Raw genomic sequence first — 15,349 nt, 5'->3', positions numbered from 1 at the left:
CTCAGTATCCGGCAGCGGCAATCTGCTGCCCGGCCGCCGCCAGCGAGTCGCACTGGCCGCTGGCGCGCAGGCAGCAGGCGAGCTGCAATCGCAGTGACGCAGGCACCGGGCGCTGCTGATTCAGCACCTCATCAATCCAGCGCGCCGTCACCTCTGCCGTCTTGTCCGCCGGCAGTTCAACCGCCACTTCAGGCTGACGCTCGACCCACACTTCCGCTTCCACGCCTGCGCCCTGAATCATACTGATCGCCGGGCAGCGCTGCGGATTCGCATAGACTTCCCCTTCGGTGCCATTGAGCAGTATCGCTGGCGCATCAATGTCACTGAAGAATTTCGCCACGCGCGGCACATACTCCGGATGCGACACGCTCGACAGCCGCAGCGCCGCACGCTCTGCAAACGGGGTTGCCAGTTTTGCCAGCGTATGTGCGCTGTTACGGACGCCCATCCGCCAGCGCAGTGAGAGCTGTTTCGCCATTGGCGGGCAGAGGTGATCGATAGTGATAAAAACGAGTTCGCCCTGGTCGAGTTTCGCCTGCGCCAACTCTGCGGTGGTGACAGGTGTTACACCCAGTGCGGCAAACACCGCCTCACTGGTGATACGCGTCGCGTCGTCGCTGACGCCATGTACCACCACCGGGAAGCCGAGTTTCACCAGCAGCAACGCCAGCAACGGCGTCAGATTGCCCTGGCGGCGCGCGCCATTGTAGCTGGGGATGACGATCGGCATCGGCCGGTTTTCTGGCGCTCGCAGCTGCATCATCTGTGCCTGCATCGCCTGATAAAAGCCGCGCATCTCGTCTTCGCCTTCGCCCTTGATACGCAGCGCAATCAGGATGCCGCCCAGTTCCAGGTCCGGCACCTCGCCCGCCAGCATTGCGCCATACAGCGTCACCGCGGTATCAAAATCGATGTCGCGGGCATGATTTTTACCGCGACCAATCTCTTTAATGATTTTATTCAGTTCCATCACTCGCTTCCGGTTAAGTGCGCGGCTTAGCGCCGCGTGGGACGTCGTTTTCGCACCGTGTTTTTTGGCGCCACGGTGGCCGGTATCGCTTCCGGCTCTGGCGTTTCCGGCTGCGCAATCGGGAAGATCGGCAACGCGGCTAATAACCGACTGCCGTAGGATTTGCTCAGCAGACGACGGTCGTAAATAACGATTTCGCCATAACATTGATGGCTGCGAATCAGGCGCCCGACCTGTTGAATCAGGGTGAATGAGGCGCTGGGTAAGCTCTGCACCTCAAACGGATAACGTTTCAGGCTTTTAAGCCACTCGCCTTCGGTCAAAATTACCGGACTGTCCACCGGGGGAAAAGCGATTTTGTGAATATGCACCTGACTCAGCAAATCGCCCTTCAGATCAAGCCCTTCAGCAAAGGACTGCAGGCCAATCAGAATACTGGTTTCCCCTTTGGTGACGCGCTGGCGATGCAAATCGACCAGGCGGCTGCGCGGCTGATCGCCCTGCACCAGCATCGAGAGCCGCAGGTCAGGCAGACAGGCGACAAACTGCTGCATGGCCCGGTTGCTGGCAAACAGCACCAGCACGCCTTTGTGCTTTTTCTCCGCCATCTGCTGACGGAAGAAACCGGCCATCTCCGCAATGTGCTCCGCTTCGTGCGTCATCAGCGGCTCGAAGCGCATCTGCGGGATCACCAGCCTTCCCTGCTCTACATGGTTAAACGGCGAGTCCAGCGCCACAAAACGATCGCCTGCTTTTTCGCTGAGTCCCGACATCTCCTGCAGGCGGTTGAAACTGTTGAGCGATCGCAGTGTGGCAGAGGTGACCACCACATGTGGGATTTTGCGCCACAGCAGCTTTTCCAGCTGATCGCTGACGCGAATACCGGCGCAGTGAAACAGCAGATGCGCCTGACCTTCGCGCAGCTCGCGGGTGATCCATTTCGATACCGGTGCGCCAGACGCTTTTTCCATCGCCGCCAGCCGCCACAATTTGCTCACCGACTCGAACCAGCCAAACTGACGATTGAGCTGCAGCAGATTGCGATGCAATCGCACCACGTCCACCTTGCCAGTCTGCTCACTGAGGGCATTGATCAGGCCTTCGCTCAAACCGCGCAGCGCGTCGCTGAGTTTGAACAGCCGGGCACAGAGATCCAGCAGCTCCTGCGGAAGCGCACCCAGCACAAAGCGAAATTCGCCCGGCTGGTTATGCGGTGGCAGCAGCGGATTCAGCGCCTGCGCGGTCACGGTCAGCAGTTCGCGCAGCTCATCACAGTGTGCTTTCAGCCGCTCAGGGTTAGCCAGAGGCGGCGGCGATTTTGGCCGCATCTGCGTCATGATGCTGTCAACCAGCTTGATAAACAGGTCAAGTTGCAGGCTGCTCCAGCCCGGCGTAATGTCGGCGCTCATCTCCAGCGCATCGCGGGCTACGTCGGGCAAATGGTGCCCTTCATCCAGCACCAGCATCAGGTTTTTAGCCGGTGGCAGCACCGACTCATTCTCCATCGCCGCCATCACCAGCGCATGATTCGCCACCACCACATCCACCTGCTCGATTTCGCGTCGCGCCACAAAGAACGGGCATTCACGATACCAGTGGCAGTGCGCGCCCAGGCAGCTTGCTTTATCGGTAGAAAGGCGCTGCCACAGGCTGTCGCTGACGTTCTCTTCGCTGTGATCGCGCAGGCCATCCCACTGATAGCGATCCAGGGATTTTTGTAAGCGGCCACACTGCGTCTGTTCCTCTTTGGTGCTGCTGACCGCATCATCGTCCAGATAGAGCAGCAGATCGCCCTGCTGATCGGCGTCGGCTGCCATCGCCGCCAGATTGCGCGGACAGACATAGCGCCCACGGCCAAAAGCAGCGGTAAAGGTGAGGTCGGGGATAATTTTCTTCAACAGCGGCAGATCTTTGGTGAAGATCTGATCCTGCAACGCCACGTTGGCGGTGCTGATGACCAGCTGCTTTTCCTGGGCGCGGCTGGCCGCAATGCCCGGGATCAGATAAGAGAGAGTTTTACCCACGCCGGTCGGCGCTTCAACCGCCAGATGGCGCGAATCGTCACCGGCCAGGCATTTTGCCACTTCGGCAATCATCTGGCGCTGCGGCGCGCGCGGGATGAAATCAGGCACCTGCTCCTGAAGCGCTTTATACCATTGCGCTATCTGGCTTTTTACTGCGGCTGTCAGGGCCATGATTTGCGTTACCACACTGAAAATATGGCCTGTATTTTTACACAGTATCCCGGCGGCGTCAGCTTTCACGCCGAATTTTTCGTGCGCTGTCGTAAATTTCAGTGCGTGCCCGGCGGCGGTGATTTACGCCAGCACTTTGTACATTACGGTGGTGGCGTCCAGCACGCCTGCGGTGGATTCCGCATAAAACGGGATCGATCCCGCTACCTGCCAGCCCAGCGAGCGATAGAGATCGCTGGCGACATCGCCGCTGCGCGTATCCAGCACCAGCAGGGTTTTGACGCGCTCGCGCGCCCGCTGCTCGGCGCGCTGCATCAGTTCACGGGCGATGCCCTGTCGGCGTGCCTGCGGATGCACCAGCAGTTTGCTGATCTCCGCCCGGTGGCGGCCGTTTGGCATGCCGCTGCTAGTGATCATCACCGTCGCCACAATGCGACCCTGTTGACGCGCCACGATTAACTCGCTGTCGCCGCCTGTGATGCTGATGATTCGCTGCTGCCAGAATCGCGTCATCAACTCACTGTCTTCAGCATCAATAAACCCGACGCTGGCCCCATCTGCCACACAGCCCTGTAAAACATGGGTCAGTTCGGCCAGATTCTGTTGCGCCTGGGTGGCGCTGAGGGTTACGTACTCAATCATGGTTTCGCCACCACCAGTAAATAGCGCGCGCCGTCGGTCAGGTGCGCCTCAAAAGCCGATTTTCCTGTCAGATGAAAACGTAAACAGTCACCTGGCTGCAACGTCCACGCCTGAGATCCCATCGTGACGGTGAGACCGCCCTCACGCAGCCAGATATGCTGCTCCAGTCCCTGGATGGGTGGTGCATCGTAATCGATACGCGCCCCAGGCCGTAACCTGCCCTCAACCAGTTCGCATCTGAAATGAAGTGCAGGAGGGGATATATTGCGGCGAATAAATCCGCTGGCCTCATCCTGCCACACCGGCTGATGCTGGCTGGTGACCAGCAAACTGGACTCCTCCTCCACCTCACTCAGCAGGCGTGACATCGTTAATCCGTAGGCGACACACAGACGGTTAAGCAGTGCAGCAGTAGGGCTGGTCTCGCCTCGCTCAATGCGCGATAATGTCGCACGACTGATGCCCGTGGCCACCGCAAGTTCATCCAGCGACCAGCCGCGTTGCAGGCGTAACTCTGACAGCCTCACAGCCAGTCGTTGCTCAGTATTCAGCTCAGACATTACTTTTCTCACTTATGGGAAATATTCTCTCAAATGAGATATAGCTGAAAAGGGCCGTATCAGTCAAGTTGTACATTGAGAAATGTATTGTACAACTTAGTTTGCTTCGTTATGGTAATTACACTCAGACCAATCGAAAGAGGAATTTATGACCTTATACAGTATCGGTGACGTCGCCGAGCGCTGTGGCATAAACCCAGTTACCCTGCGCGCCTGGCAGCGTCGTTATGGCTTACTGAAGCCGCAACGTACCGAAGGCGGACATCGTCAGTTTGATGAAGAGGATGTGCAGCGTATTGAAGAGATCATGCGCTGGATTGAAAGCGGCGTGCCGGTCGGTAAAGTAAAGGCATTGCTGGAAGGTGGCGATGTTGATGCACACGATGGCTGGACCACACTGCAGGATGAGCTAATCAGCGTATTACGTCATGTCAGACCCGCTAAACTGCGTAACAAAATTGCTGCGATTGGTCGCGAACATCCGATTGATGCGCTAATTGATCACGTTTTCATGCCTGTACGCCAGAAACTGAGTCTGGACCAGAATACTGCCCGAACCATGTGCAGCCTGCTGGATGGTTTGCTGATCGACTATGTCGCTTTCTGTCTGACCGGCAGCCGCAAAAAATCGGGAAAAGATGCGCTGATCATTGGCTGGGGTACCGACGATCGTACCCGTATCTGGCTGGAAGGCTGGCGTCTTTCACAGCATGGCTGGCGGATTGATGTGCTGGCTGAACCGCTTGATGTCCCGCGTCCTGAACTTTTTCCTGGCATGAATATGTTTGTATTTACCGGTAAAAAATTAACCCGTCGCCAGCAGGAACAGCTGTCACACTGGCAGGAACAGGGCTATGCCGTGCGGTTACATGAACCCGGCTGATAACAAAAAACGCACGCCGGGCGCTTTGCCTGCTGCCTTGCGCGCGCTATTATCCCCGCCTCACTGTTAACAAGTTCAGGTTTCCGTCATGAATGTCAAAAAAGCCTTTTTCGCCACGCTGTTTTTTATTATGGCGGTTGGCGGCACCAGCGGTCTCATGCTGGTGGGATACTCTCTCATCGTTCACTCACGCTAAGCCGACGTTGCAGGCGCTCAAAGAGGCGGTCGCTCACTATCGCCAGCAGCGCCACCAGTAGCGCTCCCTGAATCACGTAGGCTGTATTAAAGCCGCTTAGGCCGATAATCACTGGCGACCCGAGACTCTTTGCCCCGACCGTTGAGGCGATGGCCGCGGTACCGATGTTGATGATCACCGAAGTGCGTATCCCGGCAATGATCACTGGCGCAGCCAGCGCCAGCTCAATCTGCCACAGCCGCTGCCAGTTGCTCATGCCTACGCCAATAGCGATCTCCCGGCTGCTGGACGGTACGCTATCAATGCCCGCCAGGGTTCCCTGTAAAATCGGCAGTAAACCGTAGAGCAGCAATGCCACCACGGCAGGCCAGGCACCAAAGCCCATCACCGGCACCGCAATGGCCAGCACGGCTACCGGCGGAATAGTCTGGCCCGCTGCCACGATAGTTTCTATCAGCGGCCGGAACGCACGCCCTGCCCGCCGGGTTACCAGCACGCCACTGCCAATGCCGATGACGATCGCCAGCAGGCTGGCGGTGATCACCAGAAACAGATGCGCCAGCGTCAACTGCCAGAAACTCTCCTGTTGATAGAGTGGCCGGGCCAGCTCCGGAAACCAGAGATGGAACAGCGGCCCACTCAAAGGCATGAGCGTCAGCAGCGCGCCATAGAGCAGTACCAGCCACAACAGCGGATCCCTTAGCCTGCGCATGTTAATGCCTCGCGCTGTCGCAGAAGGTCGCCAAAGTAGAGCACGCCCAGCGGCTGCTCCTGATCGTCAATGACCGGGAGTCTGTCTGTGCCCCGTGCAATAAACTGCGACAGGGCGTCGCGCAGCGTCAGCCCTGCAGCAATCGGTTCACCCGCCAGCCACTCGCCGCGTCGCACGGCATTACCCACCTGCTCCAGCGACAAGAGCCGTACGCCCATTTCGCTGCGGCCAAAGAAGTCGCGCACAAAATCATTTTTCGGCTGGGTCAGCAACTCAACCGGCCTGCCCTGCTGAACAATCTCACCGTTATCCATTAGCACGATGCGGTCCGCCAGCGTCAGTGCTTCGTCGATATCATGCGTCACCAGCACGATGGTTCGCCCCGACAGGCGATGAATACGCAGCATCTCCTGTTGCAGCACGCCGCGCGTCACCGGATCAAGCGCACCAAACGGCTCATCCATCAGCAGGACCTCCGGATCAGCCGCCAGCGCACGCGCCACGCCGACACGTTGCTGCTGACCGCCTGAGAGCTGATGCGGATAACGATTCAGCAGGTGCTCGTCGAGATTGAGCAGCGCCAGCAGCGTCGTGATGCGTTCGTTGATCTTTGCTCTGGACCAGCCCAGCAGCACCGGCACCGTGGCAATATTCTTTCGCACCGTCCAGTGTGGAAACAGCCCTATCGACTGAATAGCATAGCCCATGCGTTGCCTGAGCGAGCGAGCATCGAGCTGACGAATCGACTCACCGGCAAAGCGGATTTCACCACTGTCATACTCCACCAGCCGGTTAATCATCTTCAGGGTGGTCGATTTGCCGGAGCCGGAAGTGCCGAGCAGTACACAGAACTCCCCTTTTGCCACCTGCAGCGACAGATCTTTCACCGCCGCCTTGCCGTTAAACGCGCGGGAAACGCGATCAAACTCAATCATCTTCTCTCTCCAGCAGTGAGATCAGCAGGCGAAACAGCGCATCGATGACGACCGCCAGCGCAATCACCGGGATCACCCCGAGCAATACCAAATCAAGCGCGCTGCTTAACAGCCCCTGGAAAATAATCGCGCCAAAGCCGCCCGCGCCAATTAATGCCGCCACCACCGCCATGCCCAGCGTCTGTACCACGACGACCCGCAGGCCCGCCAGCCAGACCGGTAGCGCTAGCGGTACATCCACCGCGACAAACTGCTGCCAGCCACTCATGCCCGTGCCGCGCGCGCTTTCGCGCACCTCCTGCGGCACCTGCTGTAAGCCCACCACCACGCTGCGCACCAGCGGCAACAGGGCGTAGAGCACCAGCGCGATCAAGGCTGGAGCCATACCGATGCCGCTAATGCCCCAGTCACTGAGCCACGGAAAATGCTGCGCCAGCCCGGCCAGTGGCGCAATTAACAGACCAAACAGCGCCACTGACGGCACTGTCTGAATAACATTAAGGACGCCAAACACACTGCCTTGCCAGTCGGGTCTCCGGAAAAGCGTGACGCCCAGCGGCAGTGCAAATATTAAGGCTGGCAGTACCGTACCCACCAGCAGAGTGAGATGACGGCTCAGTGCCGCATCAAACACCGCGTGACGGTTGGCATACTCTTTCAGCAGGGAGAGATCGCTGAGCTGGCCGCTGAACAGCAGCAACAGCGGCAACAGCCAGACCTGCAGATTGAGCAGCATCTGAGCGAGCCGATGGGAAGTGAGTTGACGCACCTGATCGGTAATCAGCAGCAGAATGAGTGCACCGCTGCACCATAAGCCACTGGCAAAGCTGGTTCGCGCCAGACGGCTGCCCTGCTGACTGAGTAGTGTCGCCTGATGACCGCTGAGCCAGAGCATGGCGGCCAGCAGCAGCTCTGCCGCCAGCAGCGCCAGAATCAGCGTAGTACGCCCAGGCAGACGCCACAGCAGCAACCACAGCATCATCAGCGGCAGCAGTAACAGCCCGGCGCTGCTGACCTGCCAGCTCATCAGCGGTTCACCCGCCACCAGCCGGTTAGGAGCGAAGTTAAGAAACGGCAAGGTCACCAGCGCCAGACTCAACAGCGTCAGCAGCAACAATGCTACCGGCTGCTGAGCCGGGCGGCGTATCGCGTCCCGCGCTATCAGCATCGGTTACAGCAGCTTTTTCTGCTGCAGCCACTCAGTCGCTACGCTGCTCGCATCCTGACCGTCGACCGCGATTTTCGCATTGAGCTGTTGCAGCGTCTTCTCATCAAGCGCGCTGAAGACCGGCTTCAGCCAGTCGGCAATCTGTGGGTAGGCTTTCAGCACCGATTCGCGGATCACCGGCGTCGGCGCATAGATCGGCTGTACGCCTTTAGGATCGCTGAGCGTCTGCAGGCCCAGTGCCGCCACCGGACCGTCAGTGCCATAGGCCATCGCCGCGTTCACGCCCGACGTCTGCTGTGCTGCCGCGCTGATGGTGACAGCGGTATCGCCACCCGCCAGAGACAACAGCTGATCCTGCTTAAGGTCGAAGCCATAAGCTTTTTCAAAGGCCGGTAAGGCATCGCTGCGTTCGATAAATTCGGCTGAGGCCGCCAGTTTGAAGGTGCCTCCTTTTTTCAGGAAAGCGCTGAGATCGGCCAGCGAGGTAAGCTGGTTCTTCTCCGCCAGGTCCTTACGCACGGCGATGGTCCAGGTGTTGTTGGCCGGAGCCGGTGTCAGCCACACCAGATGGTTTTTCTCCGCATCCAGTTTCTTCACCTTTTCGTAGCCTGCGCCGGCATTTTTCCAGGCACTGTCTTTTTCATCGTTAAAGAAGAATGCGCCGTTGCCGGTGTATTCCGGGTAGATGTCGAGTTCGCCCGCCGTAATGGCGCCACGGACGACCTGGGTCGTGCCGAGCTGGATTTTATTGACAGTTTTTACCCCATGCTTTTCCAGCACCTGAAGAATCACATTGCCCAGCAGCGATCCTTCGGTATCAATTTTTGAGCCGACCCGCACAGGATCGGCCGCGTGTGCCATCCCCATGCTAAGCAGCAACGCGCTGACGCCCATCCAACCCCGAACTCTGACCATGGCCTTTTCCTTATCGCATTTTCGCGTGTTGTTTTTGTGTTTCGTGAGTGCGTGATGACTTACAAGGCGTCATGCGCCTGAGGGTGCAGGCTGCTCTCCTGCCGCTGAGAGTGTTGCTGGCAAGGCGTGCAGCGATAAATTATCTGCTTTAAAAGCGTAGCCTGGCATAGCGGTGATGCAGCGGACTTTATCGAAAATTAATAACGATTTGGGATTATAATATTATCTTATATAACTGAAATGAATTTACGTCTGGGCGTCTAAACGGCTATCCTCGGTAATCTGTTTAAAATAAAAGATACATAACATCATGTCCGATCTGACTTCTTCCGCCCATGTGGCAACAGCAGGGAGTTCGCCCGGTGGCGAAACACAGTGGATTCGTAGCGCAGCTGACGTCTCCCGATTAGTCAACAGCGGCGACAGCGCCCGTAATAATGCCCGCATTGTGGTGGCGATTGCGCTGGGAGGCGTTTTTCTCGACGCCTACGACCTGGGTGCGCTGGCCTTTGGCATCAAAGACATCACACGCGAGTTTAATCTCACCCCAGCCGGCACCGGCATGGTCGCCTCGGCCATTACCTTCGGGGCGATTATCGGCGCGCTGATTGGCGGCTATCTCACCGACAAAATTGGCCGTTATCGGGTCTTCATGGCCGATATGTTCTTTTTCGTGGTGGCGGCTATCGCCTGTGCATTTGCGCCCAATGAATATGTGCTGGCTGGCGCGCGCTTCGTAATGGGGCTGGGCGTCGGGATCGATCTGCCGGTGGCGATGGCCTTTCTGGCGGAGTTTTCAAAGCTGCGCGGTAAGGGGAATAAAGCGGCCAGCGTGGCGATGTGGTGTCCGACCTGGTACGCAGCAATCAGCATCTCTTATCTGCTGGTGCTGCTGCTCTATGCGGTGTTGCCCGAAAGTCACACCGACTGGCTCTGGCGGCTGATCCTCGGTTTTGGCGCCGTTCCGGCGATTGTCATCATCGCTATCCGCAGCCGTTACATGAGCGAATCCCCGGTGTGGGCAGCTAATCAGGGCGACCTGAAAGGGGCCGCGGCGATTTTACGCAGTGCGTGGAATATCAACGCTCAGGTCGCGTCCGACGCCGCACTGACCGCTGCCACGCCGGTGCGTAAGGCAAGCTGGCGTAACTATGGTGCGCTGCTGCAGGGCGTCTATCGCCGCCGTACGCTGCTGGCGACCATTACCTCTATCGCCTCGTCGTTTGCCTATAACGCTGTGGCGTTTGGACTGCCGGTGATTATCTCCAGCTTCTTTGCTCAGTCGATGCTCACCACCATTCTGGTGTCGCTGGCACTGAATCTGCTGTTTGCCTTTGTTGGCGGGATTCTGGCGGTGCGACTGGTGCCGCGTCTGGGTGCGTGGAAGATGTCAGTGGCGGGATATGGCTGTCAGTGTGTGGCGCTGCTTGGGCTGGCGCTGATTGGTCGCCCGGAAGGCGGTCAGGAGGCAGCAATGGCTATCGCCATGCTGGCGTTGTTCCTGTTTGGTCAGGGATTCGGGCCTGGCTCGCACACCATGACGTTTGCCTCACTCAGCTATCCCACTTCACTGCGCGGCGTGGGCGTGGGCTTCAACCAGACACTGATGCGCGGCAGTTCAACCGTTTCGCTGTTTCTGTTTCCGGTGCTGGTCGCGGCGCTGGGCACTGGCGTGTTCTGGGTGATCTTCCTGGCGCCGCTGGCCGGTCTTCTGGCGCTGCTGGCCATCCGCTGGGAGCCGTCGGGCTATGATGTGGATGCGGAGGATTTTGAGCTGCCGCGTTAAACAACATTCCAGGCGTGGCGCGCACGCAGGCTCAGGGAACAAACGTCCTCTGCAAAGATGCAAAAGACGCCATCCCTGGCCCGCGATGCTTTGCGATGGACGTTTGCGCCCATCGCTGTGAATTTCAAACCGTCTGACCGCACCTTAGTGCGGTTTTTTTATGCCGTGACAGCCGGAAATGGAAACTGCTCCAGATAATCCGGGATACGCGGGAAGGTATGCAAAAACCACGGCGTGAACTGCTGTGGCTGCTGCTGCATCTGCTGCTCGATCATCGCCATCGGACGATAATCAAAGGCATCCGCTTCCTGAGGATTAAGCTGCGGCAGGCTGTCACAGATCGCAAAAAAGACATGACCATATTCATGCTCTGTCAGGCCATTGCTCAGCTTCAGGTTATAGCTCAGTTCAAACACCGGCGTCAGTGCCACTGTCATACCCATCTCTTCACGCAGACGGCGCTCGGCGGCGTCGCGGGTCGATTCATGGGGATAAGGATGGCCACAACAGGTGTTACTCCATAAACCACCACAATGATACTTATCGCTGGCGCGCCGCTGCAATAACAGCTCCTGCCGGGAATTGAAGATGTAGACCGTCACCGCGCGGTGCAGCAATCCTTTTTCATGCACTTCCAGCTTTTCCATTTTGCCGGTGGGACGATCGAGGTGGTCAACGAGGATAACTTCAATAGCAGACATGGCGTTTCCTTGAGATTATTCCCAACTATTCTGGCACAGAATGCGCAGTTTGGGCGGATCATCGCGGATTTTTTACCCAGGTCCGTCAGAGATAAGCGGATGAAGCAGAGGGGAAATCAGGCCAGCAAGGCTGGCCTGGAAGAGAATTACAGTCGGAAGCTCTGAACAACCCGCTCAAGCTGGGTACTCTGTGATTCCATCGCCTGCGCGGCAGCGGAAACCTGCTCCACCAGCACGGCGTTCTGCTGTGTGGTGCCATCCAGCTGGGTAATTGCCACGTTGACCTGTTCGATACCCATGCTCTGCTCACGGCTGGCTGACATGATTTCGCTCATCAGGGTGGTCACACTGCTCACGCCCTGCATGAGCTCATCCATGGTCTGACCCGCCTGTTCCACCAGCGCGCTGCCGGTATCAATGTTCGCCACTGACTCTTCGATTAACTTTTTAATCTCTCGTGCCGAGTTAGCTGAACGCTGTGCCAGGTTACGCACTTCCGATGCCACGACCGCAAACCCACGACCCTGTTCACCGGCACGTGCAGCTTCGACTGCGGCGTTCAGCGCCAGGATATTGGTCTGGAATGCGATGCTGTCGATTACGCTGATGATATCGACCACTTTACGGGACGAGTGATGAATCTCACCCATGGTGGTGACCACCTGACGGACCACTTCGGTGCCACGCGCGGCTACCTGTGAGGCATCGGCCGCCAGCTGGTTAGCATGCGTCGCGTTGTCGGCATTCTGACGGACGGTGCCGGTCAGCTGTTCCATCGACGCAGCCGTTTCGACAATCGAGCTGGCCTGATCTTCAGTACGGGACGAGAGATTGGCGTTGCCGCTGGCAATTTCCCGCGACGCGGCGGTGATCGCCAGCGCGCTGTCACCCACCTGCTGGAGCAGGCCCTGCAGATAGCTGATGAACTGGTTAAAGCTCTGCGCAACGGCGTTGAACTCCGGGCTGTTGCTGGCTGGCAGACGCTGGGTCAGATCGGCGCCACCCGTCGAGAGCGCTTCAATGTTGCTGTTCAGCACGTTAAGACGTTTCATCATGGCGCGGACAAATCCCAGCGACACCAGCAGCAGGATTACCGCCAGAGGAATCTGCACCAGGCCCAGTCGGGTCAGCATGTTATGCGACTGCGCTTTCAGCAGGCTGGTCGGCAGACTACTGGCGAGATACCACGGGCTGCCGGGAATCGCCTGAACGAACAGGGTCTGCTCGCCTTCGCTACTGTCATAGGTGGTTTCCAGCGGCTGGCTGCCAACACCGTTCAGCAGCGCTTTAAGCGGTGCTGCCATCGGCATCTGCACTTCAGCCAGGTTCTCCAGCTTCGGTGCGGCATTGACCAGCGCGCCATTGCCCACGACTTTGCCGTCGGCTTCAACAATCAGCACGTTGCCATGAATGGTTTCACCCATCTGCTTCGCCAGCTGATTAAAGAACCCCAGCGTGACGTCGATAGTGGCAACACCCCAGGCCGTGCCATTTTTGTAGATGGCCATAGCACAGTTAGTACGCGGCTGCGGACTGGCGGCATCCTGATAGGCTTTAGCCCAGGCACACTGCCCTTTTGCAGCAGCCATGCCATCTTTATACCAGGGTTGCTCCCAGTATTTGTCGGCGGCGTCGGAGTTCCAGTAGGTATTGACCTGCAGTTCATTGCTGGCATTACGGGCAAAGAAGCTGCTGTCTTTCTCTTTGGCCGGATCACGACGGTTTGGCAGTGGCCAGATACCGCCACCAAACACATTGCTGTCCTGATACTGGTTTACCAGCGTCGGTAACAGGGTGTCGATAGTCGCGCTGTCCATAACGGAGGCCGCTTCGGTAATCGCACGCTGCTGAGCCTGCACGCGGTTCATCTGTTCAACGATGCCAGAGGCCAGTGAATCAACCTGATAGCGAACCAGACGGCTTTCGCTGTCGACGAGCTGTGGTGCGACGAACTGATTAATCACCCAGACTGTAACGAGTAAAAGCGCAACAAAGAATGCGATCATTGTTGCGGTAAAGCGGGATTGTGTTGTTTTGAACATCTTCATGCCCCTGCCCCTGGTACGGCGCGATTGCCTTATTCGGGTTAACGGCTCGCTTAAGGGGAACTTGAGATGGGCGGGATCACATATTTAAGAAATGTATGATTTATGTGAAATTTAATTTCACTCCGGGACTATCACCTCCCCGACAGCCGCCGGGGAAAGTGTCTACAGGCGCGTCATTGCTGAGCTACTCTGGCGAATCGACCACCTGCTGGCGTGGACGGAAAACGTGATCGTTACCGTCTGCTGTTAACAACTCCCGTAACTTCTGGCCGCCGTGTTCATCGGCCTGCGCGAACTGCCGCTCCGCTTCAGTAATCGGCGTTGTCCAGAGCAGCGTCGGGCGATCGCCATCACGCTTGGGCAGCGTGAACTGCCCTTTTTCGGTTGCCAGTTCATTCGCCAGCAGGAAGCTTTCAAAGCCGACCGGTGCCACTTCTGACGCCAGCGTATGGCCCTCGCCCAGCCAGGTGAGACGCGCCCAGGGCAGATGTACAAATTCCGCCAATGCGCTGGCCATCTGCACCGCATTGCCTTCCGTCATGATTTCACCGTCAACCGCCATACCCAGTTCGATACGTCGATACTGCGGTGCCAGCTCATCAAACAGATAATCGACCTGCGGCATGGGCCGGATACTCATGCCAAGCGTCAGGAAATACCAGACGCCCTGATGCCAGTGCTGCGAGATTGCCATTGGCGGCCAGCTACCCTGATCAATCGCGTAATATTTCACCGACTCCCCGAAGCGTGCCTGATAGCAGGCCATGAGATCCTGCTGGACCTTATCCCACTCGCTGCCGTCGTGCCATTCACGCCAGAACTGACGCTGATGCTCCGCACGGGCATAGTAGTCATTGGTCGATGCCGACCCCAGCGGAGCCGTCAGCCGGTTCTTTTTAATGCAGCCCGCAGAGAAGCTCACCTGCTTTTCCTGATAAAGGCTCCAGCCAGGGATGACAGCCAGCAGCTGGCCGTAATACCACAGTGCTGCACCATCATCAGAAGGCTCCCACAGGATCTGCAGACCGGCCGGGTCCAGTGCGGGTTCCGCTTCCAGATTACGGCAATACTCTGCGCTGAGCAGCGGCGCTATGCCCTGCTCCATTGCCTCGCGATCTTCCTGCGCCGGTGCAGACAGCAGATTTCTTAGCCAGCAGCCGCGCACAGCATACTGACTGCGGAACAGGTCGGTTGGCCAGATGTAAAAATAGGCAGTGCGCTCATCCTGTTCGACAATCGCGGTCAGTGTGCGCTGCTGATTGTGGACTTCAGCAATCAGGGATTTGTACGTCATAGTGCCTCGACAAAGCCTGGAGGAATCCATTTTCCCCGAGAATAGAGCAGGATCCTGGCTACGGCGATATGAGACAAGGGTAATAGTCTCAAAGTGCATCTCAGGATGATGTAGAGCGAGGAGCTGATGAAGGATTCTTGTAACAAAAACACTTTTACACGACCCGGATAAACAGTGTGAAATTCCAGAGCGATGCGATTTAAAAAAAGACTAAGGTTTTAACACAGGATGAGACGATCATCGCCTCATGCTAATCATAAAACCATACAGGGCTTTCTAAAAGAATAGCGTCTGTTTGCATCGATAATGACCGGCCCTATGCGTAAATCCGACTGCCTGATGTT

The 15,349-nt window shown here is 57.5% G+C and carries 13 protein-coding genes; 2 read left to right on the top strand and 11 right to left on the bottom strand.

Annotated elements, in window-relative coordinates:
* Window position 1: 1 nt before the first annotated feature.
* The 4 genes from ybiB to NP77_RS05050 all read right to left on the bottom strand — a co-directional run bounded on the left by ybiB (window position 2) and on the right by NP77_RS05050 (window position 4,367).
* A complete protein-coding gene (gene ybiB, locus NP77_RS05065) occupies window positions 2-970 on the bottom strand; it encodes a DNA-binding protein YbiB (RefSeq protein WP_039659248.1) in 969 nt (322 codons plus the stop codon).
* A 26-nt stretch (window positions 971-996) separates the two neighbouring features.
* Window positions 997-3,165 carry an ATP-dependent DNA helicase DinG gene (gene dinG / locus NP77_RS05060; protein WP_003851773.1) on the bottom strand — a complete coding sequence of 723 codons (2,169 nt, stop codon included), beginning with the start codon at window positions 3,163-3,165 and terminating at the stop codon, window positions 997-999.
* Window positions 3,166-3,288: 123 nt separating this feature from the next.
* Entirely contained in the window at window positions 3,289-3,807 is a 519-nt protein-coding gene (locus NP77_RS05055) for a GNAT family N-acetyltransferase (protein ID WP_039659247.1), read from the bottom strand.
* The gene (locus tag NP77_RS05050; RefSeq protein ID WP_008925079.1) at window positions 3,804-4,367 is read right to left on the bottom strand and encodes an XRE family transcriptional regulator; all 564 of its coding nucleotides are present in this window, start codon (window positions 4,365-4,367) and stop codon (window positions 3,804-3,806) included. The genes NP77_RS05055 and NP77_RS05050 overlap by 4 nt, the downstream gene beginning before the upstream one ends.
* 148 nt (window positions 4,368-4,515) lie before the next feature.
* Between NP77_RS05050 and NP77_RS05045 the strand changes: the two genes are divergently transcribed.
* Window positions 4,516-5,250: a MerR family transcriptional regulator gene (locus tag NP77_RS05045; protein ID WP_003851779.1), complete on the top strand. Its 735-nt coding sequence runs from the start codon at window positions 4,516-4,518 to the stop codon at window positions 5,248-5,250.
* 176 nt (window positions 5,251-5,426) lie between these two features.
* On the opposite strand, the gene NP77_RS05040 is transcribed toward NP77_RS05045, so the two are convergent.
* The 4 genes from NP77_RS05040 to NP77_RS05025 are packed head-to-tail and all read right to left on the bottom strand — an operon-like array spanning window position 5,427 to window position 9,176.
* Window positions 5,427-6,158 carry an ABC transporter permease gene (locus NP77_RS05040; RefSeq protein WP_003851780.1) on the bottom strand — a complete coding sequence of 244 codons (732 nt, stop codon included), beginning with the start codon at window positions 6,156-6,158 and terminating at the stop codon, window positions 5,427-5,429.
* Window positions 6,146-7,093: an ABC transporter ATP-binding protein gene (locus tag NP77_RS05035; protein WP_039659244.1), complete on the bottom strand. Its 948-nt coding sequence runs from the start codon at window positions 7,091-7,093 to the stop codon at window positions 6,146-6,148. The genes NP77_RS05040 and NP77_RS05035 overlap by 13 nt, the downstream gene beginning before the upstream one ends.
* Window positions 7,086-8,261: an ABC transporter permease gene (locus tag NP77_RS05030; RefSeq protein ID WP_039659242.1), complete on the bottom strand. Its 1,176-nt coding sequence runs from the start codon at window positions 8,259-8,261 to the stop codon at window positions 7,086-7,088. The genes NP77_RS05035 and NP77_RS05030 overlap by 8 nt, the downstream gene beginning before the upstream one ends.
* Window positions 8,262-8,264: 3 nt before the next feature.
* On the bottom strand, window positions 8,265-9,176 hold the full coding sequence (locus NP77_RS05025; protein ID WP_003851785.1) for an ABC transporter substrate-binding protein: 912 nt from the start codon (window positions 9,174-9,176) through the stop codon (window positions 8,265-8,267).
* A 310-nt stretch (window positions 9,177-9,486) separates the two neighbouring features.
* Here NP77_RS05025 and NP77_RS05020 point away from each other — a divergent pair, with 310 nt between their 5' ends.
* Window positions 9,487-10,962 carry an MFS transporter gene (locus NP77_RS05020; RefSeq protein WP_003851786.1) on the top strand — a complete coding sequence of 492 codons (1,476 nt, stop codon included), beginning with the start codon at window positions 9,487-9,489 and terminating at the stop codon, window positions 10,960-10,962.
* Between the two features lie 158 nt (window positions 10,963-11,120).
* Here the strand turns inward: NP77_RS05020 and idi are convergent, their stop codons facing one another.
* The 3 genes from idi to NP77_RS05005 form a co-directional block, all read right to left on the bottom strand.
* Window positions 11,121-11,663, bottom strand: coding sequence for an isopentenyl-diphosphate Delta-isomerase (gene idi, locus NP77_RS05015; RefSeq protein ID WP_008925075.1), 543 nt, complete (start codon window positions 11,661-11,663; stop codon window positions 11,121-11,123).
* Between the two features lie 146 nt (window positions 11,664-11,809).
* Window positions 11,810-13,705, bottom strand: a complete 1,896-nt coding sequence (locus NP77_RS05010; RefSeq protein WP_039659300.1) for a methyl-accepting chemotaxis protein — start codon at window positions 13,703-13,705, stop codon at window positions 11,810-11,812.
* A gap of 190 nt (window positions 13,706-13,895) precedes the next feature.
* Complete coding sequence (locus NP77_RS05005; RefSeq protein ID WP_039659241.1) at window positions 13,896-15,005, bottom strand: suppressor of fused domain protein; 1,110 nt, start codon at window positions 15,003-15,005, stop codon at window positions 13,896-13,898.
* Window positions 15,006-15,349: the final 344 nt, after the last annotated feature.

The organism is Pantoea sp. MBLJ3 (assembly GCF_000816655.1).
Taxonomy (GTDB): Bacteria; Pseudomonadota; Gammaproteobacteria; order Enterobacterales; family Enterobacteriaceae; genus Pantoea; species Pantoea eucalypti.
Note: the sequence above shows the minus strand (reverse complement) of the source record. Positions and strands in the feature narration are given on the sequence as shown.